Origin of the sequence: Actinoallomurus purpureus, from assembly GCF_024055795.1 — a bacterium.
Taxonomy (GTDB): Bacteria; Actinomycetota; Actinomycetes; order Streptosporangiales; family Streptosporangiaceae; genus Actinoallomurus; species Actinoallomurus purpureus.
On record NZ_JAMXMY010000016.1, the window covers coordinates 160,385 to 183,488 of the forward strand.

The following is a 23,104-nucleotide window of genomic DNA, read 5'->3' on the forward strand; positions in this document are numbered from 1 at the left end:
GGTCCGTGATAACGCTTGACGTCGACCGTGACGCGGGGCCCGAGAGCCGCCGGACGCCGTCAGCCGTTCAGGCGTACCGGATTCACCAGGTCGGCGTAGATCAGCAACACGCCCATCGTGATGATCACTGCGGCCATGGCGTACGTCAGCGGGAGCGCCTTGGCGACGTCGACGTGTCCGGGGTCCGGCCTGCGGGTCACCCGGGCGATGCCCTTCTTCACCGCCTCCCACAGCGCGCCCGCGATGTGCCCGCCGTCCAGGGGCAGCAGCGGCACGAGGTTGAACATGCCGACCGCGAAGTTGACCGTCCCGAGCATCATGAGGAAGAACGCGAGCTTGTCCAGGCCCGGCTCCTTCGATGCGGCGATCTCCCCGCCGATCCGGCTCGCCCCGACCACTCCGATCGGCCCGTTCGGGTCGCGTTTCTGGTTCCCGAAGGCGGCGTTCCAGACCCCGACCATCTTCTTCGGCATGTTGATCAGCGAACCGGCGGTGCGCTTCGTCAGGTCGGTCATCGTGCTGACGACCAGGCCCGGCCCCTGGCGCTCACGGGCGCTCGTCGGGCTGATCCCCAGGAAGCCGACGGTCTCGGTCTTGTTCGGGTCGGTGAGCGACTGCATCTGGTTGGTGGTCACCGGAACGGTGAGGGAGACGTCCTGGCCGCCCCGGTGGACGACGACCGGCACCGTGTGCCCGCCGGACGCCCGGATCAGTCCCTGCAGCTGCTGGTACGAGTGGATCCGCCGGCCCTCGTAGGAGACGATGCGGTCGCCGGGCCGCAGCCCCGCCTGGACGGCCGGGGTCACCGGGTCGCCGGCCCGGCAGTCGCGGCCCGCCTGCGCGGCCGGGATCGTGCACTTGGACACCGAGGCGATCACCGGCTGCAGGGTCGACACGCCGATCCCCATGACCACGACACTGATGAACACGAACGCCAGCAGGAGGTTCATGAACGGCCCGGCGAACATGATGATGACCTTCTGCCACCACTTCTTGCGGTAGAAGACGCGGTCGTCGTCGTCGGGTCCGACCTCTTCGAGGGCGGCGCCGCGCGCCGACTCGATGAGCCCCTGGAAGGGGCCGGTGGACGACTGGCGGACCGTGCCGGGAGTGTCACCCCGGCGCGGCGGCAACATGCCGATCATCCGGATGTAGCCGCCCAGAGGGATCCACTTGACGCCGTACTCCGTCTCGCCCTTGCGCCGTGACCACAGGGTCGGCCCGAAGCCGACCATGAACTGCGGCACGCGGACGCCGAAGAGCTTGGCGAAGGACATGTGGCCAAGCTCGTGCAGGGCGATCGAGGCGAGCAGCCCGAGGAAGAAGACGACGATGCCCACCACGAAAAGGACGCTCATTGCCCGCACACGCTCCTCACCCGTCGTGCCGCAGGCGCCCACCGGGCGCCCTGTGACCGACCCGCTCCGCTCGCCGTGCCGCGCACGCTCACCGAAGGCCTCCGAGATCTCGACCGGTCAAGCGTATGCCGAAAATCAGTTCCCGACGGCCGTCAGAGCCCCGGTGTGCCCTCCCCCGTGCGCCCAAACGCTCGGTAAAGGCCGGCGTCGGTACCCCGAAACGGGACACAAACGGATGAATCAGACGGGGAGGGCCACGTCTTCCCAGCGTTCCGCACGTCCCCGAAGACCGGCACCGAGGCCCGTCAGGGTGTCCTCAGCGGCCGGTCCCCGGCGAACGGCCCCTGTCAGGGGGCGTCGGCGTGGGTCAGCGTCTCCCACCCGAGGAAGTAGCTCGCGCCGGCGGGCCGGTCCTTGGCCACCAGCCTCGCCGTCTCGGGCAGGGATGCCTTCAGCCGGCCGTGGTACTCGTTGTAGCCGACATCCAGGATGCTGCTCTCCGCCGGTCCGCCGAACCGCGTCGTCAGGAACCGTCGGTCAAGTGGACGGCGAGGTCGGGGCTGAACTGGCCGGCCGGCGTGTTCGGCGCGGTGCCGCAGGCGCCGTCGGAGTCACCGGGGACCTTGACCCACAGCAGCATCTCGGCCCCTCCTCCGGACTGGGCCGGGACGCCGAGCTTGCGACCGGCCGGGTTGCACCACTCCCCGTCCTTCGATCCCTTGCCGTTACGGCTGGTGTCGACCACGAACGGCACCGTGCTCGACAGCGAGGCGTTCACCGCCGCCCCGTAGGAGACGGACTCGTCGGTGGTGTAGTAGTTCGAGACGTTGACCGCGAACCCCCGGACGTTGTGCACGCCGGCGGCCTCCAGCCGCTTGGCCATCGTGGCCGGGGCGATCCACTTGGCGTTGCCGCCGTCGAGGTAGGCCCAGGTGTTCGGCGCCTTGCCCTTGAACTGCTCGGTGGCGTACTTCAGCAGGTCGAGACGGATCTGCCGTTCGGAGTCGTTCGGCAGGCAGTCGATCTGGGCGACGGCGTCGGGTTCGATGACCACGACGGCGGGCCGCGTCCCGATCGCGGCGGCGAAGTTCGCGATCCAGGTCCGGTACGCCTCGGGGCTCCCCGCACCGCCCGCGGAGTGGCCCGAGCAGTCACGCCCCGGGACGTTGTACGCCACCAGGACCGGCAGCTTGTCGGCGGTGTCGGCGGCACCCACATAGGCCGAGACCGCAGTGCCGATGTCGCCGCTCCAGTCGCCGAACCAGCGCGCCATCGGCCTGTCGGCGATCGCCGACTTGATCCGGTTCGCGCGGTCGCCCGGATTGTTCTTCACCCAGGTGGCGGGGTTGGAGTCCGGGTCGACATAGAAGCCGCTGGTCATGTCGATCGGATCGCCGGCCGCGGCGGCGGACGCGGGACCGCGCGCGGCGACGGTCCCCGCCGTCCGGCCGGGCGAGCACGCCGTGGTCAGGGCGATGACGGCCGCGACGCCGAGCGCCGCCAGGCCGGTGATCTGCCGGGATGTCCTCGACCGGGATGTCCTCGAATGGGCCATGGAGTTCCTCACGCTCGTGCGATCTGAAAGCCGAGCCCCCGCATACGGCCCCGTCCCCCGGCCGGGCCGAGCGACACGATAGTTGGCGATCTTCGGCCGCTGCCGGTCGTTCCACGGGAATTGAGCCGGAAGTCCTGGCCTCACGTTCCCTCGCGACCCGGCGGCCGACCCCGTCTCCGGGCGGTACTGCTAGCCTGACCATGCCGTTGATCCCGCGCGGGAGAGCGACCTCGCCGCCAGCGAGGTACGCCGAAGGAGCAACTCCTCCCCGGAACCTCTCAGGCCACATGGACCGTGCGGACCAGGCGACCTCTGGAAAGCGGAGCGACGCTCCCGCCGAAGGTGCAAGCCCCCTCTACGGGGGTGAAGCTCTCAGGCACCGATGACAGAGGGGGAGGGCACCGCCACCGGATTTCGCGTGCCAATGGGAGGATGGGATCCCGGCCGCCCGCGTGAATAGGAGCCTGCCCCGATGTCCGCGCCGGACGCCAAGAGAACACCACTCCACGATGTCCACGCCGAGCTCGGTGCCACGATCACCGAGTTCGCCGGATACCTCATGCCGCTCCGCTACGGCAGCGAGACCGCCGAGCACCAGGCCGTCCGCACCAGCGCCGGCCTGTTCGACCTGTCCCACATGGGAGAGATCTTCGTCACCGGCCCCCAGGCCGGGGCGGCCCTCGACCACGCGCTCATCGGGCACCTGTCCGTGCTCGCGGTCGGCCGGGCGCGCTACACGATGATCGTCGATCCGGCCGGGGGCGTCCTCGACGACCTGATCGTCTATCGGCTCGCCCCGGAGACGTTCATGGTGGTCGCGAACGCCGCCAACGCCGCGACCGTGCGCGCCGAGCTCACCGACCGGGCGGGCGGCTTCGACAAGGCCACCGTCGACGACCGGTCCGACGCGTACGCGCTCATCGCCGTGCAGGGCCCCAAAGCCCAGGGGATCCTCGAGAAGCTCACCGACGCCGCGCTCGCCGACCTGAAGTACTACGCGATCCTGCCGGGGAAGATCGCCGGGCTCGACGCGTTGATCGCCCGCACGGGCTACACCGGTGAGGACGGCTTCGAGCTGTTCGTCTCCGCGGGTGACGCCGTGACCGTCTGGAACGCCGTCACGGAGGCCGGCGGCGACGACCTGCGGCCCGCCGGGCTGTCCTCGCGGGACACGCTCCGGCTGGAGGCGGGCATGCCGCTGTACGGCAACGAGCTGACCGCCGAGACCACACCGTACGACGCAGGCCTCGGCCGTGCCGTCAAGCTGGACAAACCCGGTGACTTCGTCGGGCGCGCCGCGCTGGCCGCACGCGCCGACACGCCGCCGGGGCGCACCCTCGTGGGGCTCGTCGCGCGGGGGCGCCGGGTTCCACGCCACGGGTACGACATCGTGACGTCGGACGGCACGCCCTGTGGGGTCGTGACCAGTGGTGCGCCGTCCCCGACGCTGGGCAAACCCATCGCCATGGCGTACATCGACGCGGGCCACACCGAGGACACCGACCTCGCGGTGGACATCCGCGGTAAACACGAGCCGGTCGACAAGGTCGCGCTGCCGTTCTACAGGAGGACTTCGTGAGCACCGTTCCCGAGACGCTTTCCTACACCCAGGAGCACGAGTGGATCACCCAGCCGTCCGACGGCGTGGTGACCGTCGGCATCACCGCCTACGCGGCCGATGCGCTGGGTGACATCGTGTACGTGTCGCTTCCTCAGGAGGGTGCGTCCGTCGAGGCCGGAGAGCCGTGCGGCGAGGCGGAGTCGACCAAGTCGGTGAGCGACGTCTATGCGCCCGTCACCGGTGAGATCGTCGCGGTGAACGCCGCCGTGGAAGAGGACCCCGCCGTGATCAACTCCGACCCGTACGGCGAGGGATGGCTGTTCCGGGTGCGGACCGGTGACGACCCGGGCGACCTGCTCGACGCGCAGGCCTACTCGAAGCTCATCGAGGAGGCGTCATGAACCTGTCCGACCTGCCCCTGTCCGAGATCGATCCGGACGTGGCGGCCGCGATCGCGGACGAGCTGCGACGTCAGCAGTCCACGCTCGAGATGATCGCCTCGGAGAACTTCGCGCCGGTCGGCGTCCTCGAGGCGCAGGGCTCGGTGATGACCAACAAGTACGCCGAGGGGTACCCCGGCCGGCGCTACTACGGCGGTTGCGAGTACGTCGACGTCACCGAGCAGCTGGCGATCGACCGGGCCAAGGCCCTGTTCGGCGCGGACCATGCCAACGTGCAGCCGCACTCGGGCGCGCAGGCCAACATCGCGGTCTACTTCGCGCTGCTGGAGCCCGGTGACACGATCCTCGGCCTGGATCTCGCGCACGGCGGGCACCTCACCCACGGCATGCGGATCAACTACTCCGGCAAGATGTTCGACGTCGCGGCCTACCACGTGGGCCCGGACGGCCTCGTGGACATGGACGAGGTCGCCCGGCTCGCCCACGAGCACCGGCCCAAGATGATCATCGCCGGCTGGTCCGCCTACCCGCGGCAGCTCGACTTCGCCGCGTTCCGGCGCGTCGCCGACGAGACCGGCGCGCTGCTCATGGTGGACATGGCCCACTTCGCCGGCCTGGTCGCCGCGGGACTGCACCCCTCGCCGGTGCCGTACGCCGACGTCGTGACGACGACGACGCACAAGACGCTGTGCGGTCCGCGCGGCGGTCTCATCCTCTGCCGCGAGGAGTACGCCAAGAAGATCAACTCGGCGGTGTTCCCGGGCACTCAGGGCGGGCCGCTCGAGCACGTCATCGCCGCCAAGGCCGTCGCCCTGAAGATCGCCGCCACCGAGGAGTTCGCCGAGCGGCAGGCCCGCACGATCGAGGGCGCGCAGATCCTCGCGGCCCGTCTCCTGCGCGAGGACGCCGCCAAGGCGGGGGTCAGGGTGCTGACCGGCGGCACCGACGTGCACCTCGTCCTGGTCGACCTGGTCGACTCCGAGATCACCGGTCGGGACGCAGAGGACCGGCTGCACGACATCGGCATCACGGTCAACCGCAACGCCGTGCCGAACGACCCCCGGCCGCCGATGGTGACGTCCGGTCTCCGGGTCGGCACACCCGCCCTCGCCACCCGAGGGTTCCAGGCGGCCGACTTCGCCGAGGTCGCCGACATCATCGCGCTGGCGCTCCAGCCCTCGTACGACTCGGCGACCCTGTCCGCCCGGGTCCGCGCGCTGGCGGACAAGCACCCGCTCTACCCCAGCTTGTGACGGATGAGACGATGACGATCGCTCCTGAGGGCCGGAAGTTGTTGCGTGTCGAGGCCAGGAACGCCGCGACACCGATCGAACGCAAACCGCCCTGGATCAAGACCCGGCTGTCGATGGGCCCCCAATACCGCGAACTGACCGACCTGGTCCGCGCCGAAGGCCTGCACACCGTCTGCCAAGAAGCCGGCTGCCCCAACATCTACGAATGCTGGGAAGACCGCGAAGCCACCTTCCTCATCGGCGGCGACCAATGCACCCGCCGCTGCGACTTCTGCCAGATCGACACCGGCAAACCCGCCGCCTACGACCCCGACGAACCCCGCCGCGTCGCCGACTCCGTCACGCGCATGGGCCTCAAATACGCCACCATCACCGGCGTCGCCCGCGACGACCTACCCGACGGCGGCGCCTGGCTCTACGCCGAAACCGTCCGCCAGATCCACACCACCATCCCCGGCTGCGGCGTCGAACTCCTCATCCCCGACTTCAACGCCACCGCCCACCTCCTCGCCGAGGTCTTCTCCGCCCGCCCCGAAGTCCTGGCCCACAACCTCGAAACCGTCCCCCGCATCTTCAAACGCATCCGCCCCGGCTTCCGCTACGACCGCTCCCTGAACGTACTGACCGCCGCCCGCCAAGCAGGCCTGGTCACCAAGTCCAACCTCATCCTGGGCATGGGCGAAACCCGCCAAGAAATCACCGACGCGATGCGCGACCTCCACGAAGCCGGATGCGAACTCCTCACCATCACCCAGTACCTACGCCCCTCCCCCCGCCACCACCCCGTCGAACGCTGGGTCAAGCCTGAGGAGTTCGTCGAACTCAAGGACGAGGCCGAACAGATCGGCTTCTCCGGGACCATGTCCGGACCCCTGGTGCGCTCCAGCTACCGCGCCGGACGCCTCTACCAGCAGGCCATCACCGCCCGCCAGGCGGACTAGGACACCATGGCGATCAGCGTCTTCGATCTTTTCAAGGTCGGCATCGGCCCGTCCAGCTCGCACACGGGCGGGCCGATGACGGCCGCCCACCGGTTCGCCCGTGGCCTCAGGCACGACGGTCTGCTGGAGAAGACCGCGTCCGTCCACGTGATCCTGTACGGCTCGCTGGGACTCACCGGCAAGGGGCATGGCAGCGACAAGGCGGTCATCCTGGGGTTGGAGGGCGACAAACCGGAACTCGTCGACGTCGAGACGGCCGACGAGCGGGTCGCCAAGGTGCGGGAGCGCGGCGTCATCCGCCTGTTCGGCGAGCAGGAGGTGCCGTTCGTCGTGGGCGAGCACCTCGTCTTCGAACGCAAGGAGTCGCTACCGCACCACCCGAACGGCATGCGGTTCACCGCCCGCGACGCCGACGGGACCGAGCTGCGGGAGAAGGTCTACTACTCGGTCGGCGGCGGTTTCGTCGTCGACGAGGACGCCACCGGCGCCGACCGCATCAAGCCGGACGACACCGTCGTGCGTCACCCCTTCGCGACCGGTACCGAGCTCCTCGCCCACACGCGGGAGACCGGCCTGTCGATCTCCGCGCTGATGCTGGAGAACGAACAGGCCTTCGGCCGCGACGCGCGGGAGATCCGCGAGCGCCTGCTCGAGCTGTGGCAGGTCATGCGGGAGAGCGTCACCCGCGGCTGCTCCCGCGAGGGCCTGCTGCCCGGCGGGCTGAAAGTACGCCGCCGCGCGCCCCACCTGCACCGGAAGCTCGTCACGGAGCCCGCCACCGACCCGCTGCACGCGATGGACTGGGTCACGTTGTTCGCCCTCGCCGTGAACGAGGAGAACGCCGCGGGCGGCCGGATCGTCACGGCCCCGACCAACGGAGCCGCCGGCATCGTGCCCGCCGTCCTGCACTACTACGACCGGTTCGTGCCGGGCGCCTCCGACGACGGGATCGTACGGTTCCTGCTGACCGCGGGCGCGATAGGCGTGATCATCAAGGAGAACGCATCGATCTCCGGGGCGGAGGTCGGATGCCAGGGAGAGGTCGGCTCCGCCTGCGCGATGGCGGCGGCCGGCCTCACCGAGGTCCTCGGGGGCACGCCCGAGCAGGTGGAGAACGCCGCCGAGATCGGAATCGAGCACAACCTCGGCCTCACCTGCGACCCGGTCGGCGGCCTGGTACAGGTGCCCTGCATCGAGCGGAACGCCGTGGCCTCGATCAAGGCGATCAGCGCCGCCCGCATCGCGCTGCGCGGCGACGGCCGTCACTTCGTCCCCCTGGACCGGGCGATCAAGACGATGCGCGATACCGGCCGCGACATGCTCGACAAGTACAAGGAGACCTCGCGCGGCGGCCTCGCCGTCAACGTCATCGAGTGCTGATACCGATCCCCCGGCCTCTAAAGTCGGCGGGATGAGCGCTCCTCCTCCCGACAGCGACGCCCGGACCATCGCGCGCCGGGCGTCGTCCTTCGGCGGCCAGGCCGCCGCCTACGCCGCCGAGCGGCCCGGCTATCCCGACGCGGCGGTGCGCTGGGCCCTGCGACCCGTCGCCGCCCGCACGCCGCTGCGCGTGCTCGACCTGGCTGCCGGCACCGGGAAGCTCACCGAGGGGCTGCTGCGACACACCGCGGACGTCGTCGCGGTGGAACCCGACTCCGGCATGCTCGCCGAGTTGCAGGCCCGGCTACCGGGCGTACCCGCCCTGACGGGCACCGCCGAGCGGATCCCCCTCACCGACGGCTCGGTCGACGCCGTCCTGGTCGGGCAGGCCATGCACTGGTTCGACCTGAGCCGGGCGCTGCCCGAGATGGCGCGGGTGCTCGCGCCCGGCGGCGTGCTTGCCGGTCTGTGGAACATCGACGACCACAGGATCCCCTGGGTCAGGCGGCTGAAGGAGGTCTCCCGGAACACGGTGTCCTTCAAGGACTGGAATGCCGAGTCGGCGTTCACTCCGACACCGGAGTTCCCGGCGATCGAGCAGGTGGAGTTCTCCCACGCCCAACGGCGGACCGCCGAGTCGATGGCCGCGACCATCGCCACCCACTCACACGTGCTGATCCTGCCCGAGGCCGAGCGGACGGCCTTGATCACCCGGATCGTCGACTACCTGCGCGCGACGCCGGAGACGGCCTCCGGGGAGTTCGAGCTTCCCATCGTCACGGTGGCGATCCGCTCGCTCCTCGGCTCGCGTTCCGCGCCCGAGGACACGTGACCGGCGGGCCGCGCCGGGTGGTCCGGTGCGTCCAGACCACCCGGCGGGGAATTCCGGCAGAGCCGCAAGGCCAAGGAGTACGAGCAGCTAACCCTTCTGCTTGAGCAGGGAGAGGATCTCGTCGACCGCGCCCCGGACACCTTCCATCTGGGTCTCCAGGCCCCCGACGCTCTTCTCCAACCCCCCGACGCTCTTCTCGAACCCCTCGAACCGGGTCTCAAGCCCCTCGAACCGGGTCTCAAACCCCTCGAACCGGGTCTCGAGGTTGTCCAGGCGGCGGGTGTTCTCCGCGACGCCGTGCTGCAGCTCGGACAGGACGCGCCCGTGCTGGTTCTGCCTGCGTTCGATCCGCGTGACGGCCTCGCGTGTCTCGAGGATCGTGTCGCCGAGAGCCAGGATGTCCTCCCGTGCTCGCTCGTCGACGGCCATGCGTGCTCCTTTCGTCCCACTCCGGCGGAAGCGAGATGGTGGGTTGGCCGCCGTTACGGTGGGGGGGGTTACCGTTGGATGCTGGACTGTGCGGGGCGTAACGGAGACTACACGTTCCGTGTTTATCTCGCACGCCACTCGGCGAGGTCTGCGGCGAAGCCGGCGTTGAGGGCGTAGTGCACGCTGACGACCTTGGCCTTCTTCGGCACGGCGAAAACGATGAACCCCGACCTGACCTGCCCCTGGCGGAGCTTCACGACCTTGGGAAAGCCGGGACCGGCGGTCACCGTCGCCACCGTCGGGTCGTACGTCCGCCCGGCATCGTCCATGACCTTCGCGCCGTAGGTGGGGCTGTCGTCGTACGCGGCGTCGCCGACGTTCTTCAGCACGAAGCGCGCGGCTACGAAGCGCTCGCCCTTCCGCGGCTGCTGGAAGGCGCCGTGGCCGGTCGCGGTGGAGACGATCTGCTTGACCTTGACGGTGAGCCGGAGCCGGCCGGCGCCGCCCGAGTCGTCGGCGCCGCTCAGTGTGACGGCCTGGCCGATCTTCACCCGTTGGATCCGCGTCGTCGCCGAGGGGGTCGGCGACTGGGAGTTCTTCGCGGTCTGCGCGGCGTTGCCGCACCCGGCGAGCAGTGCCGCCGTTCCGACGGCAAGGGCCAGCCTCCGCACCACGTCGCTCCCCATTGGACGGACTGTCAGCACCGCTGGCTCATGATAGGGGCCGGTGCGCGGCGATGGCGACCGAGCGGCGGGGCTCACCTCCGGAGCAAGGAACCCGGCGCACCGGCCGGGCACCGGGCTCAGGACCGCGCGAGTCTCCGGAGCGCGAGTTCGGCGAGCAACGCGGCCCCGTCCGCCAGCACGCCGTCGTCGAAGACCGCGTCCGGTGCGTGGTTGAACGGCGCGGTCGAGGGATCACGGTCGGGCGGACAGGCGCCGAGGAACACGAACGCCCCGGGCACCTGCTCCAGCACGTATGAGAAGTCCTCCGCCGCGGTGATGGGATTGGGTCCCCACACGAACCGGTCGGGGCCGTACAGGTCGCCGATCGTGGCCTCGGCGAACTCCGCCTCGGCGGCGGCGTTGACGGTGACGGGATACCCCATGTGGTGATGGACCTCGACGCCGAGGCGGTGCGCGGCCGCGATGCCGCGCAGAACCTCGTCGACGCCCTCGATGACCCTGGCGTGCGCCTCACGGGAGAAAGAGCGGATCGTCAGGTCGAACCGCGCCTCGGCCGGGATGATGTTGGCGGTGGTGCCGGCGTGGAAGCGGCCGACCGTGATCACCACCGGGTCGAAGGCGTCGAACGTCCGGGTGGTGAACGTCTGCAGCGCCGTCACCATCTCACAGGCCGCCGGGATCGGGTCCTTGGCGAGGTGCGGCTGGGAGCCGTGGCCGCCCGCGCCGCGCACGGTGACGTGAATCTCGTCCGCGGCGGCCATCAGCGGACCGCGCCGGGTCATGAACCAGCCACCCGGAAGGAGCGCTGAGGTGACGTGCAGGCCGTACGCCGCGACGGGCCGTGTTCCGGCCGCGTCGAGCACCCCTTCGGCGATCATGTGGAGCGCTCCGGCGAAGCCCTCCTCACCGGGTTGGAACATGAAGATCACGCTGCCGGCGAAGTCCGCGTCCGCGAGGATCCGCGCCGCACCGACGAGCATGGCGGCGTGCAGGTCATGACCGCAGGCGTGCATCCGGTCCTCGATGCGGCTGGCGTAGTCGAGACCGGAGCGCTCGGTCAGGGGAAGCGCGTCCATGTCCGCGCGCAGGAGGACGGCGGGGCCGGGCGACGAGCCGCGGAGCACGGCGGTCACCGAGGACGACGACCGCCCGAGGCCGATCTCCAGTGGAAGCCCGTCCAGCGCGGCCAGCACCTTCTCCTGGGTGCGAGGCAGCTCCAGGCCCAGCTCGGGCTCCCGGTGCAGGTCTCGGCGGAGGCGTACGAGATCGTCTTGAAGGTCGCCGGTGGCGCGCGGGGAGGGCATGGCTCCTCAGGTTACGCCGCGCCGGCCTCTTGGCGGTCGCGCACGACCCGAAAGATCACGACGCCGGTGATGTCGTCGCGGGCGAGCGCCGCCCGCAGGCGGGTCAGCGCCTCGCCGCGGATCCGCCCCCCGAGTCCGGCGAGGTCCGCGTCGGCGGCACACGTGACGCGCAGCAGCACCCGAGGGCCGGTCGCCCGCCCGGTGAGCCGCGCCCGCACGTCGCGTACGCCGTCGTACGCCGTGACGTCGGCGAGGACCGTGCGGACGGCGACGCGTGCGGCCATCCGTGTCGCGCCGGACCGCGTGTCACCGATCGCCAGCCTGCGGAGCCGCCGGCCCCGCCCCAGGGAGATGAGCCATCCGGCTCCCATGGCACCGACCGCACCGGCGGTCACGGCGACGACGGGCCAGAACCAGCCGTGCGCCGGCATCCAGCGCGACATCCCGGCGGTCCAGATCGGCCGGTGGGCGCATCGCCGCCCGAACGCCCCCCATCCGGCCGCCAGTGCCGAGCCGCCCACGCCCAGGAGCGCCAGGCCGGTCAGCGCGAGCCACACCCGGTTCGTCACGTCTAGTCCTCCCGCCACCTGAGGTGTACGACGACGCGCGGCGCCCGCACCAGGTCGGTGGCGTCGATCCGCGCCCGTACGGCGTCGGCCACCAGTTCCCGCAGCGTGCCCGGGTTCCGGTACCCGGTGGCCGCGTGAACGACGGCCCGACGCCGCAGCGGTCCGCGCAGCCGTACCCTCGCCTCGGTGATGCCGGGTACGCCCAGGGCGGCCGCCTCCAGCGCCGTGCACAGCCCCGCGCGCCCGACTCCGAGGAGGCACCGGGGGTCGCTCGCCTCCATCGCGGCCACGCCTCCGTGTCCGGGCAGCAGGGCGACCAGCACGAGCAGTAGTCCGGCGAGCCCGGCGCCGCCCGCGATGGCGAGGACGGCCGGGTCGTTCCAGGCCATCGTCCGCAGCAGCCGCTCCGCGTGGGCGACGGCCCGGGTCCTCGGGAGGGGATGACCGAGCATGGTGGAGATCAGCCCGGCGGCCGTCCCCGCGCCCGTGACCGTCAGCAGCGCCGCCGTGACGACCGCGGCGGGCGTCCTCCGGGGCCGGAAGAACCGCACCGCCACCCGGCGGAGGTCGGACGGATCCATCGGCCGCGCATGGACGGTGTGCACGACCGTGTCCCCGGCACCGATCGCGTCATCGGTGGTCCCCTCCACGGCGGTCTCCCGTCCGTCGCCCGTCGCACGGTGCCGTCACCGCGCGTCCTGCGGTCGGTTCGCCGGGGGTCGAATCGCTCACTCGAACAGTGAGACTAGAGAGCGGACGGTAATGATCGTTCCGCGACCGGCCCGCGGAACGGGAAACTCAGCGGAACACCACGGTTCGCTCGGCGTTGAGAAGGATCCGGTGTTCGGCATGCCAGCGCACGGCGCGGGCCAGCGCGAGGCACTCCATGTCCCGCCCGACCGCCATCAGCTCCTCCGGCCCCTGGGTGTGCTCGACGCGCGCGACCTCCTGCTCGATGATCGGCCCCTCGTCGAGCCGCGGTGTCACGTAGTGCGCGGTCGCGCCGATGAGCTTCACACCGCGCTGGTGCGCCTGGTGGTACGGACGGGCGCCCTTGAAGCTGGGCAGGAACGAATGGTGGATGTTGATGACGCGGCCCGGCAGCTTCGCGCAGAAGTCGTCGGACAGCACCTGCATGTACCGGGCGAGCACGACGAGGTCCGCCTGGTAGTGCTCGACCAGCGCGAGGAGCTCGGCCTCCTGCGCGGCGCGGGTCTCGGACGTGACGGGCAGGTGGTGGTAGTCGATGCCGTACGACTGGGTCAGCGGCCGCATGTCGGGGTGGTTCGACGCGACCGCGACGATGTCGACGTCGAGCAGGCCGGAGCGCTGACGGTAGAGCAGGTCGTTGAGGCAGTGTCCGTACTTGGACACGAGGATGAGAACCCGGGACCGGACGGCCAGGTCATTCAGGTGCCAGTCCAGCGCGAACTCCCCGGCCAGGGTGCCGAACGCCTCGTGGAGCGCGTCCTGCAGCCCCTCCGGCGCCTCGAACTGGATGCGCAGGAAGAAGCGCCCGGTGCTCCGGTCGCCGAACTGCTGGCTCTCCAGGATGTTGCAGTCGCGCTCGGCGAGCGCCCCTGACACGGCGGCCACGATGCCCGGCCGGTCGGGGCAGGACAGCGTGAGCACGTATTCGGACATGGCCTTACCTTCGAGATGTCGTGGATCATGCGGCCACACGGCCCGGTCGCTCAGGTCACGGGCCGGCCCGCGGTGTCCCTACGAGGGTAACGGGGCGGCCCGACCATCATCGGTGGTCAGGCCGGTGACGGCGCCAGGGCACCCCTTCCACCCTCAGAGATGGGCAAAACCTGCGGCGGCATGAGCGTACCGGCCGTGCGCCATGTTCGGAGCGGCCATACTTCACCCTGCCGACCAGGAAATTTAACGCGCGTGGCGGGTCGCACTCCGACCGACGGCCGTATTCTCCGCACCGGGTTTCCGGACCACTCGAGGGAGATGATCAGGTGCTGAGAGGCCCAGTCGTCGTGATGGCGGCGCTCGCCCTGACGCTCTTCGCGCCGTGCGGCTCGCCGGCCCGCGCCGAGACGGCGGCACCCGCGCGGCACGCCGTGCTGATCGGTGTCCCGGGCCTCCAGTGGAGCGACGTGAGCCCCACCGCGACGCCGCACCTCTGGCGGCTCGCGCGGGGGGCCGCGGCCGGGCTGCTGTCGGTCCGTGCCGTGGGCCGGCTGACCTGCCCGGGTGACGGCTGGACGACCGTGTCGGCCGGCGCCCGGTCCGCGGCGGGCCCGTACTGCCGCCGGGCGATCACCGTCTCTCCCTCCGGAACGGGCGCCGTCGTGAACGACATCGCCACGATCCGCCGTGTCAACGCCGGATTCGGCACGGTCGGGCTGTTCGGGGACTCCGTGCACCGGGCGGGCGGCTGCACCACCGCCGTGGGTCCCGGAGCGGCGCTGGCGGCCGGCGACCTCGGCGGCCGCGTCGACACGTACACGCGGGACATCGCCACGCTGCCCGCGGGCGACTGGGCGCGCTGCGCCGCCACCGTCGTCGACGCGGGCGCCGTCGCCGGGCCGGACCGCGCGTCCTCGGCGCGCCGCGCGGACGCCGCGGTCGGGGCGGTGCTGGCGCGCCTGCCGGCCGACGCCGACGTGCTCGTCGCCGGGATCTCCGACCACGACCGGACACCGCACCTCCGGCTCGTGCTGGCGACCGGGCCGGGGACCGCCGGGCGCTACCTCGGCTCGGAATCCACCCGGCGGGCCGACATGGTGATCCTGCCGGACCTCACCGCGACCATGCTGGCCTGGCTCGGCGTCCCCTACCCGGCCGGGCTGATCGGCACCCCGCTGCTCCCGGACGCCCACCGCCCGGCCGTCCTCGACTCGGCGGTGAACGACCTCAGGGCACAGGACGTCGCGGCTCAGACCCACCGCGACCTGCTCCCCCGTTTCTTCGCGGCGTTCGTGATCGGACAGCTGCTGCTCTACGGCGCGGCGGCCCTCGCGCTCCAGCTTCGGTGGGCCGGGCGGCGGCGCGTGCGGATCCTCGCCGCCACGCGCCTGACCGCACTGGTCGCGGCCGCCGTTCCCGCCTCGACGTACCTGGTCAACCTGGTGCCGTGGTGGCGCGCCGCCCACCCGCTCCCCTCCCTCGTGGCGGCCATCGCGGCCGTCGACGCGCTCGTGGTCGCGGTCGCCGTGTCCGGGCCGTGGCGGCGGCGGGTGCTCGGTCCCGGCACCGTCATCGCGGGCATGACCGCCGCCGTGCTGGGAGCGGACCTCCTCACGGGCAGCCGACTACAGCTCAACAGCCTCATGGGGTACTCCCCGCTGGTGGGCGGCCGCTACTACGGCATGGGCAACATCGCCTTCGCGGTGCTGGCCACCTCCACGCTGCTGGCCGCCTCCGGGGTGGCCCAGTGGCTCGAACCCCGCCGGGGCCGCAGGGCGGCCGTCGCCGCCGTGCTCGCCATGACGATGACCGCCGCGCTCCTGGACAGTTGGACCGCCTGGGGCAGCGACTTCGGCGGTCTGATCGCGTTCGTCCCCGGCCTGGCCACGACGGCGCTGCTGGTGAGCGGCCGCCGCGTGTCCTTTCTCCGGCTGCAGGTGCTCCGCGCGGCCGGCATGGCGCTCGTACTCGGGGTGGCGTTCATCGACCATCTGCGGCCGCCCGCCGAGCAGACGCACATGGGCCGCTTCTTCGGCCAGCTCGTCGAGGGCAACGCCCTGCCCTGGCTGGAACGCAAGTTCACCGCCATGATCCGTACGTTCGGCAACCCGACGCTCCTGCCCATCGTGGTCGCGGCCTTCCTGTTCCTCGTGCTCGTGCTGCACCGGCCGGGCCGTGCCGGGGCCGGCGGCCTGCAGCTCGCCTACGACCGCGCCCCGATGCTGCGGGCCGGCCTGTCGGGTGCGTTCGTGACCGCCTTGGTCGGCGGGGCGGTGAACGACTCGGGGCTCGCGGTGCCCGCCCTCGCCCTGGCCGTGGCCGTCCCGCTCGCCCTCACCGCGGCCGTGATCGCGCTCGAGGTCCGGGAAGGCTCCGATGCCCCGACCGGCCCGGTCCCCGGCCTCGCCCTGCGCACCGTCGAAAACTGATTCGACCGCTCCATAGCGGTAGGCCCTGTGGAGAAGACCCCACCCCCTCAGCGGGCGGCGTGACACGCGCTGGGCCATCGACTCGCACGTCGGTGCTATGGCGCGCACAGATTCGTACTACCAGTGAGTAGTTTCGAGGGGTGCGGGCGGGTTGGATCGGTGCCATGCGACGGGTTGCGGCGCTCGCGGTCATCGTCCTTCTCCTCCTCGGCGCGTGCGAGTCTCCGGGCTCCGGTGGGCACGGCTCGCCTCGGCCGGGGGCCTCTCACAGGCCCGCGGGCCACAAGGCGCCGGCGTCGGTCGGCGGCGTTCCCACGGCGGCGGGCACCCACCGGATGAAGATCGATGTGGGCACGCCCGGCCACCGGGAGTACCTGATCCACGTCCCTGCGGCGCTGGCGGAGCAGCGTTTCCGCTCGGGCCGCCCTGCACACCCCCTCCCCGTCGTGCTGGCCCTGCACGGCGGGGCCGACAACATGAACGGCTTCGAGAAGAAGACCGGGTTCGACGGCGTGGCCGACGACCACGGGTTCCTCGCCGTCTATCCCGACGGGTTCGCCTTCACGTGGAACGCCGGGGACTGCTGCGCCCCCGCCCGGCCGGCCCACATCGACGACGTCGGCTTCCTCACCAGGCTCATCGATCACCTGACCGGCATCGGGCTCGCCGATCCGAAGCGGGTCTACGTCACGGGGTTCTCCAACGGCGCGGGCATGGCCTACCGGTTCGCCTGCGAGGTCGCGGGGAAGGTCGCCGCGATCGGGGTCGTGTCCGGCGCGCTGGCCACGGCCTGCCATCCCGCCCGGCCGGTCGCGGTGATGGTCTGGCACGGCACCGAGGACCACAACGTCCCGTACGACGGCGGCGGGCATCGTGATCTGGGCGATCGCCGGCCGTTTCCCCCCGTGAGCAAGGCGGTGGACTTCTGGCGTCGGGCCGACGGCCTGTCCCCGCTCCGGACGAGCGTCGATCGCGGCTGCCGGTCCACGGGACGCGGTGACGCCGGCGTCGAGGTCGTCCTGTGCACGGTCGTCGGTGGCGGGCACCAGTGGCCGTCCGACGCGAGCCGCCGGCTCTGGGCGTTCTTCGCCGCTCATTCCCGGACGTGAACTCTTTTCATATTCGACCGGTCTGTGGCACGCTGCGGGCATGACGCTGCGCAAACGGTACGACATGGCCACATCTCACCTGGAACCCCCATTCGCCATCGTCGATCTCGCGGCGTTCCGCTCCAACGCGGCGGATCTGACCCGGCGCGCGCACGGCAAGCCGATCCGGGTCGCCAGCAAGTCGGTGCGCTGCCGGGCACTGCTCGAACAGGTGCTGGCCATGGACGGATTCGCCGGCATCATGGCGTTCACGCTCCCGGAGGCGCTGTGGCTGGCCGGCGAGCGGGTCAGCGACGACATCCTCGTCGCCTATCCGACGGCCGATCGGACCGCCCTCGCGCGGCTGGCCGACGACGAGCACGCCGCGGCCACCGTCACCGTCATGGTCGACTGCGTCGAGCACCTCGACCTCATCCAGAAGGCGACCGGCGGCCGCCCCGTCCGGGTCTGCATCGACATCGACGCCGCGTGGCGCGCGGCCGGTGGCCGCATCCGCGTTGGAGCGCTCCGATCCCCCGTGCGCTCGCCCGAACAGGCCGCGGAGCTCGCGCGGGAGGTCGGCCACCGCCCGGGCCTGCGGCTGGTCGGCCTGATGGCGTACGAATCCCAGATCGCGGGTGTCGGGGACGACCCGCCGGGCCGACCGATGTTCTCCCGCGCTCTCCGCCTGATCCAGGCGCAGTCGCGCGTCGAGTTGGCGCGCCGCCGGGCGCTGATCGTCAAGGCGGTACGGGAGATCACCGACCTGGAGTTCGTCAACGGCGGCGGGACCGGCAGCGTCGAGAAGACTGCGGCCGAGAAGGCGGTGACCGAGGTGGCGGCGGGCTCGGGCCTGTACCAGTCCGTGCTGTTCGACCACTACACGAACTTCTCCGGCAGCCCGGCGGCGCTGTTCGCCCTACCCGTCGTACGGCGCCCCGGGCCGGGCGTGGTGACCGCGCTCGGTGGCGGCTACCTCGCCTCGGGGGTCGCCGACCGGAACCGGCTTCCGCAGCCGTACCTGCCCGCCGGGCTGCGCTTCGACGCGCGAGAGGGCGCCGGCGAGGTGCAGACCCCGCTGCTCGGCGCCGCCGCCGACGGGCTGCGGATCGGCGACCGGGTGTGGTTCCGGCACGCGAAGGCCGGTGAGTTGTGCGAGCGGTTCGACACCCTTCACCTGGTCGACGGCGACCGTGTCATCGACTCGGTACCGACCTACCGTGGGGAGGGAAGGACGTTCCTCTGAGCCGAGGCCTCCCCCGGCTGGAACTTCTCGAACATCTCCTGGGAACGCTCCAGGAGCGCGTAATGTCGTACGACAGTGTTGAGATCCCCACGGATGGGAGGCGCCGTGGACCAAGTCAGACCGATGATCGCGCCGCCGGGTCGCCCGCCCGAGCCGCGACTGGAAGATCCGTGCGTCGAGCGGGAGACCGCCGCCGAGCTCCTGCACGGCGACGCCGGTGGTCTCGATGTCTTCCTGGCCGGCACGGTGTTCATGGACATGATCTTCACCGGCCTGCCGGGCCTGCCGCCGCCCGGGACCGAGTTGATCACCGACGGCCTGGGGTCGGCGCCGGGCGGCATTGCCAACATCGCGGTCGCGATGAGCCGGCTGGGACTCAACGTCGGTCTGGCCGCGGCGTTCGGCGACGACATGTTCGGCGCCTACCTGTGGCGGACCCTGTCCGAGCAGGAGGGGGTGGGGCTCGCCCATTCCCGGCGGCTGCCCGGCTGGCCCACGCCGGTCACCGTGTCGCTGGCCTACGACGCCGACCGCAGCATGGTGACCTATCACCGGCCCATGCCGGTGCTGCCCGAAGCGCTCGTCGGCACCCCGCCCAGAGCCAAGACCTGCTTCCTCGACCTCGCCCATCCCGTGCCGGGATGGGCCGCGACGATGCGCGAGAACGGCGCCGCCGTCGTCGCCGACGTCGGCTGGGACCCCACCGAGACCTGGTCCGTCGACGTCCTCGACCGCCTCGAGCTGGTCGACGTGTTCCTGCCCAACGCCGTCGAGGCCATGGCGTACACCCGGACCAGCTCGCCCGAGCAGGCCCTCGACGCCCTGGTCGAGCGCGTGCCCATCGTCGTGGTCAAACGCGGCGGCGACGGCGCGATCGCGATCGACACGACGACGGGCGAGCGCGCCGAGGTGACCGCGCTGCCGGTCAGGGCCCTGGACCCCACCGGTGCCGGCGACGTGTTCGCCGCCGGATTCGTCTACGGCACCCTCGCCGGGTGGTCCCTGAACGAGCGGCTGCGGTTCGCCAATCTCTGCGCCGGGCTGTCCGTCCGGCACCACAGCGGGTCGCTGGGCTCGCCCTGCTGGGGCGAGATCGCGGCGTTCGGCGAGTCCGGCGAGGTGCCCGACGAGATTCTGCGGGACTACGCCTTCGTCGTCCCCTACATCCCCGACTCCTCGGCCGACACGGTGGCGCGCGCGGAGCCGACCGTACGCCATGCGTGATTCGTAACGAACGGCCGCACCACCGAGAAGATCTTGAGAGTAGGCCTCGCCGCCTATCGCCGGTTCGGTTGACGAAGGAGCCCCGCCATGCGGAAACCGTTCGTGGTCCTGACAGCGGCACTGGTCGCCGCGTCCGCCTGCGCCCCCGGGTCCGGCGGTGACAAGCCGAAGTCGACGGCGCCCAGCGCCGTCAGCACGGACGTCGCCAAGGCCGGCCCGGTCACGCTGACCGTCTGGGACCAGGAGGTCCTCGGGGGCCAGAACGAGCAGATGGAGAAGCTCAACGCGGCGTTCCACGCCAAGTATCCGAACGTGACGATCAAACGGGTGTCGCGGTCCTTCACCGACCTGGAGAAGACGCTGCGCCTCGCGCTGTCCGGCGGCAGCCCGCCCGACGTCGTCGAGGCGAACCAGGGGTACGGCATCATGGCCGCCCTCGTGAAGGCCGGCGCGCTGGTCCCCCTGGACCCGTACGAGCAGGCGTACGGCTTCCGAAAGCGCTTCCCCGCCGGGCTGAACCAGCTCAACAGCGTCACCCCGGACGGCAAGACGATCGGCTCCGGCAGCCTGTACGGCGTCGCGATGACCGGCGAGGCCGTCGGGATCTACTACAACACCGACAAGCTCACCAAGCTGGGTCTCAAGCCGCCGACGACGTGGGCGGAGTTCGAGCAGGACCTGGCGACGGCCAAGGGCAAGGGCGAGACCCCGATCTACCTGGCCAACCTGGAGAAGTTCCCCGCCATCCACGAGTTCGGGGTGCTGCTCGGCCAGACGACGGGCAAGGACGCGCTGCGGAACCTCGTCTTCGGCCGCGGCGGCGCCTGGACCGATCCATCGGTCGTGCAGGCCGCGCAGAAGCTCGCCGACTGGGCCAAGAACGGCTACTTCCCCTCCGGCGTCAACGCCGGCAAGTACAACGACTCCCCCGGACCGTTCGCCAAGGGCGAGGGCGTGTTCCTGATCGGCGGCCCGTGGTTCGCCGCCGACCTGCAGAAGAAGATGGGGGACAAGGTCCGCTACCTCCTGCCGCCGCCCGCCCAGGCCGGAGGGGCGCCCGCCGCCACTCTCGGCGGCCCGGGCCTGCCCCTCGTGATCACCTCCAAGTCCAAGCACCCGGACGTCGCCGCCGCGTACCTGAACTTCATGACCACCCCGCAGGCGATGGACGTCGTCACCCAGACCGGCGGGCTGGCCGCGGTGACCCCCGCGAGCGCGCAGCCGACCACGCCCGTGGGCCGCGACCTGTACTCCGCCTGGAAGACCGCCAGCGAGAAGGACATCCTCGTCCCCTACCTGGACTACTCCACGACGACCTTCCTCGACACGCTCGGCGGCGTCCTGCAGGAGATCATCGCGGGGAGGAAGACGGCACAGCAGGGCATGCAGGACGCCCAGCGCGACTACGCGGCCTTCCTGGCCAAGCGGTGAAGCCCCCGGTCACCAGAGCACCCGACCACGCGGCCGGCGACCGCGCACCCGACCCGGCCCCGGCTCCCGCACGCCCGGCGGGTGCCAGGCCGCCGGGCGAGCCCCGCAGGATCGGCTACCTCTACGTCCTCCCGGCCCTGGTGGTCTACGCGGCGTTCCTGCTGTGGCCGCTGCTGCACGGCGCGTACCTCTCGCTGTTCCACTGGGACGGGCTCACCGTCGGCACGTGGGCCGGGCTCGGCAACTACACGCAGGCGATCAGCGACCCTCACCTGCGCGGCACGTTCCGACACGCCGCCGTGCTCGTGCTCTTCTACGCCGTCCTCCCCTGCTGTATCGCGTTCCTGCTGGTCGCCGTCATGTCCCGGTCCCGGCCACGCGGCCTGACCTTCTTCCGTACGGTGCTGTTCCTGCCGCAGGTGGTGGCCATGGTCGCGGTCGCGGTGGCCTGGCAGTGGATCTACTCCGAGCACGGCCCGATCAACGGCACGCTGCGCCTCGTCGGCCTGGGCGGGCTCGCCCGCGGCTGGCTGGGCGACTTCACCTGGGCACTGCCGTCCGTGGGGCTCATCGGCACGTGGGCGGAGATCGGGCTCGCCATGGTGCTGTTCCTGGCCGGCGTGCAGAAGATCCCCCGCGAGCTGTACGAGGCGGCGCGCGTGGACGGCGCCGGGGCCGTCCGGGAGTTCTTCGCGGTCACCCTGCCCGGCCTCCGGCGGGAGCTGTCCGTGGCGCTGACACTGACCATCATCGCCGCCCTCCGCAACTTCGACCTGATCTACCTGACCACCGGCGGCGGCCCCGGCGACGCGACACGGGTCCCGGCGTACGAGGTGTACAACCGGACGTTCAACACCGGAGAGGTGGGGCTCGCCTGCGCCATCGGCATCACGATCGCGATCGTCGTGTTCGCCGTGACCGCCGGCGTCGGCCGCCTCGTGGAGGGCCGCGCGTGACACCCACGACCTCGCGTGCCGAGCGCACCACGACGTACGCGGTGCTGATCGTCTTCACGGTGATCGCCGTGTTCCCCCTGCTGGCGGTCGCCTCCCAGGCGTTCGGCCTGCCGCACCCGTCCACCGACGCGTTCACCGGAGCCTGGCGGAAGGGCCACTTCGCGCGGTACCTGACCAACAGCCTCATCGTCGTCACCGTGGTCGTCCTCGCCGCCTCGGTGCTGTCGATCCTGGCGGGGTACGCCCTGGGAACGATGGAGTTCACGGGCACGACAGCGCTGTTCTACGTGTTCCTCGCCGGTCTGATGGTGCCGACCGAGGCCATCGTGGTGCCGCTGTACTTCGACCTGCGCTCCGTCGGCCTCGACAACACGCTGCCCGGCCTCATGCTGCCGCAGATCGCGCAGTCCGTGTCATTCGGGGTGTTCTGGATGCGCGCCTACTTCCGGTCGGCCCCACGCTCCCTGATCGAGGCGTCCCGCATGGACGGCGCCTCCAGCTGGACCACGCTGTGGCGGGTGCTGCTGCCGGTCGGCCGCCCGGCGATCCTCACCATGGTCGTACTGATCGCGATGTGGACGTGGAACGAGTTCCTGCTCGCCCTGGTGATCATGAACTCCAACGAGGACCTGCGCACCGCGCCGCTCGGCCTGTCGATCTTCCAGGGCCAGCACCAGACCGAGTACCAGATGCTGATGGCCGCCGCGCTCATCGTGGCGGCGCCCGTCGTGCTCGTCTACGTCTTCCTCCAGCGGCACTTCATCGCCGGAATGCTCTCGGGGGCGATCAAGGAATAGCGTGACCCACAAGGAGTTGA

21 protein-coding genes and 2 riboswitches are annotated in these 23,104 nt (G+C 71.2%); of the genes, 13 read left to right on the top strand and 8 right to left on the bottom strand.

All coding sequences use genetic code 11. From position 1 onward, the window contains the following. Positions 1 to 59: 59 nt before the first annotated feature. Positions 60 to 1,358: a M50 family metallopeptidase gene (locus tag NE236_RS27450; protein ID WP_252845044.1), complete on the bottom strand. Its 1,299-nt coding sequence runs from the start codon at positions 1,356 to 1,358 to the stop codon at positions 60 to 62. 523 nt (positions 1,359 to 1,881) lie between these two features. After that, entirely contained in the window at positions 1,882 to 2,913 is a 1,032-nt protein-coding gene (locus tag NE236_RS27455) for a glycoside hydrolase family 6 protein (protein ID WP_252845045.1), read from the bottom strand. A 207-nt stretch (positions 2,914 to 3,120) separates the two neighbouring features. Further along, positions 3,121 to 3,218: riboswitch (glycine riboswitch) on the top strand. A 1-nt stretch (position 3,219) separates the two neighbouring features. Beyond that, positions 3,220 to 3,312, top strand: a riboswitch (glycine riboswitch). Positions 3,313 to 3,385: 73 nt separating this feature from the next. On the opposite strand from NE236_RS27455, the gene gcvT reads away from it, so the two are divergent. Genes gcvT through NE236_RS27485 form a run of 6 tightly spaced genes read left to right on the top strand, consistent with a single transcriptional unit; the run spans position 3,386 to position 9,281 of the window. Then, a complete protein-coding gene (gene gcvT / locus NE236_RS27460) occupies positions 3,386 to 4,492 on the top strand; it encodes a glycine cleavage system aminomethyltransferase GcvT (RefSeq protein WP_252845046.1) in 1,107 nt (368 codons plus the stop codon). Further along, positions 4,489 to 4,875, top strand: a complete 387-nt coding sequence (gene gcvH, locus NE236_RS27465) for a glycine cleavage system protein GcvH (RefSeq protein ID WP_252845047.1) — start codon at positions 4,489 to 4,491, stop codon at positions 4,873 to 4,875. The genes gcvT and gcvH overlap by 4 nt, the downstream gene beginning before the upstream one ends. Further along, positions 4,872 to 6,128: a serine hydroxymethyltransferase gene (gene glyA, locus NE236_RS27470; RefSeq protein ID WP_252845048.1), complete on the top strand. Its 1,257-nt coding sequence runs from the start codon at positions 4,872 to 4,874 to the stop codon at positions 6,126 to 6,128. Before gcvH ends, glyA begins: the two co-directional genes overlap by 4 nt. 11 nt (positions 6,129 to 6,139) lie before the next feature. Further along, positions 6,140 to 7,069 carry a lipoyl synthase gene (gene lipA, locus NE236_RS27475; RefSeq protein WP_252845049.1) on the top strand — a complete coding sequence of 310 codons (930 nt, stop codon included), beginning with the start codon at positions 6,140 to 6,142 and terminating at the stop codon, positions 7,067 to 7,069. 6 nt (positions 7,070 to 7,075) lie between these two features. After that, on the top strand, positions 7,076 to 8,449 hold the full coding sequence (locus NE236_RS27480) for an L-serine ammonia-lyase (RefSeq protein ID WP_252845050.1): 1,374 nt from the start codon (positions 7,076 to 7,078) through the stop codon (positions 8,447 to 8,449). Between the two features lie 31 nt (positions 8,450 to 8,480). Next, the gene (locus tag NE236_RS27485) at positions 8,481 to 9,281 is read left to right on the top strand and encodes a class I SAM-dependent methyltransferase (protein WP_252845051.1); all 801 of its coding nucleotides are present in this window, start codon (positions 8,481 to 8,483) and stop codon (positions 9,279 to 9,281) included. Positions 9,282 to 9,368: 87 nt separating this feature from the next. Here the strand turns inward: NE236_RS27485 and NE236_RS27490 are convergent, their stop codons facing one another. The 6 genes from NE236_RS27490 to purU form a co-directional block, all read right to left on the bottom strand. Further along, entirely contained in the window at positions 9,369 to 9,710 is a 342-nt protein-coding gene (locus NE236_RS27490; protein WP_252845052.1) for a hypothetical protein, read from the bottom strand. Positions 9,711 to 9,832: 122 nt separating this feature from the next. After that, the gene (locus tag NE236_RS27495) at positions 9,833 to 10,396 is read right to left on the bottom strand and encodes a DUF4352 domain-containing protein (protein ID WP_252845053.1); all 564 of its coding nucleotides are present in this window, start codon (positions 10,394 to 10,396) and stop codon (positions 9,833 to 9,835) included. A gap of 116 nt (positions 10,397 to 10,512) precedes the next feature. Beyond that, positions 10,513 to 11,700 (bottom strand): M20 metallopeptidase family protein, encoded by a 1,188-nt coding sequence (locus tag NE236_RS27500; protein WP_252845054.1) that lies wholly within the window; start codon positions 11,698 to 11,700, stop codon positions 10,513 to 10,515. A gap of 11 nt (positions 11,701 to 11,711) precedes the next feature. Next, complete coding sequence (locus NE236_RS27505) at positions 11,712 to 12,269, bottom strand: alkaline shock response membrane anchor protein AmaP (RefSeq protein ID WP_252845055.1); 558 nt, start codon at positions 12,267 to 12,269, stop codon at positions 11,712 to 11,714. 2 nt (positions 12,270 to 12,271) lie between these two features. Next, complete coding sequence (locus tag NE236_RS44695; RefSeq protein ID WP_252845056.1) at positions 12,272 to 12,919, bottom strand: DUF6286 domain-containing protein; 648 nt, start codon at positions 12,917 to 12,919, stop codon at positions 12,272 to 12,274. 148 nt (positions 12,920 to 13,067) lie between these two features. After that, positions 13,068 to 13,913, bottom strand: coding sequence for a formyltetrahydrofolate deformylase (purU, locus tag NE236_RS27515; RefSeq protein WP_252845057.1), 846 nt, complete (start codon positions 13,911 to 13,913; stop codon positions 13,068 to 13,070). A gap of 326 nt (positions 13,914 to 14,239) precedes the next feature. On the opposite strand from purU, the gene NE236_RS27520 reads away from it, so the two are divergent. The 7 genes from NE236_RS27520 to NE236_RS27550 all read left to right on the top strand — a co-directional run bounded on the left by NE236_RS27520 (position 14,240) and on the right by NE236_RS27550 (position 23,084). Then, a complete protein-coding gene (locus tag NE236_RS27520) occupies positions 14,240 to 16,342 on the top strand; it encodes a hypothetical protein (RefSeq protein WP_252845058.1) in 2,103 nt (700 codons plus the stop codon). Positions 16,343 to 16,506: 164 nt separating this feature from the next. Then, positions 16,507 to 17,451 (top strand): CE1 family esterase, encoded by a 945-nt coding sequence (locus tag NE236_RS27525; protein ID WP_252845059.1) that lies wholly within the window; start codon positions 16,507 to 16,509, stop codon positions 17,449 to 17,451. A gap of 40 nt (positions 17,452 to 17,491) precedes the next feature. After that, positions 17,492 to 18,676, top strand: a complete 1,185-nt coding sequence (locus NE236_RS27530) for an amino acid deaminase/aldolase (protein ID WP_252845060.1) — start codon at positions 17,492 to 17,494, stop codon at positions 18,674 to 18,676. 105 nt (positions 18,677 to 18,781) lie between these two features. After that, a complete protein-coding gene (locus NE236_RS27535; RefSeq protein WP_252845061.1) occupies positions 18,782 to 19,900 on the top strand; it encodes a carbohydrate kinase family protein in 1,119 nt (372 codons plus the stop codon). A gap of 87 nt (positions 19,901 to 19,987) precedes the next feature. Further along, a complete protein-coding gene (locus NE236_RS27540) occupies positions 19,988 to 21,331 on the top strand; it encodes an ABC transporter substrate-binding protein (protein ID WP_252845062.1) in 1,344 nt (447 codons plus the stop codon). Beyond that, positions 21,328 to 22,287: a carbohydrate ABC transporter permease gene (locus tag NE236_RS44700; protein ID WP_252845063.1), complete on the top strand. Its 960-nt coding sequence runs from the start codon at positions 21,328 to 21,330 to the stop codon at positions 22,285 to 22,287. Before NE236_RS27540 ends, NE236_RS44700 begins: the two co-directional genes overlap by 4 nt. After that, positions 22,284 to 23,084, top strand: a complete 801-nt coding sequence (locus NE236_RS27550) for a carbohydrate ABC transporter permease (RefSeq protein WP_252845064.1) — start codon at positions 22,284 to 22,286, stop codon at positions 23,082 to 23,084. Before NE236_RS44700 ends, NE236_RS27550 begins: the two co-directional genes overlap by 4 nt. The last annotated feature ends 20 nt before the right edge of the window (positions 23,085 to 23,104 follow it).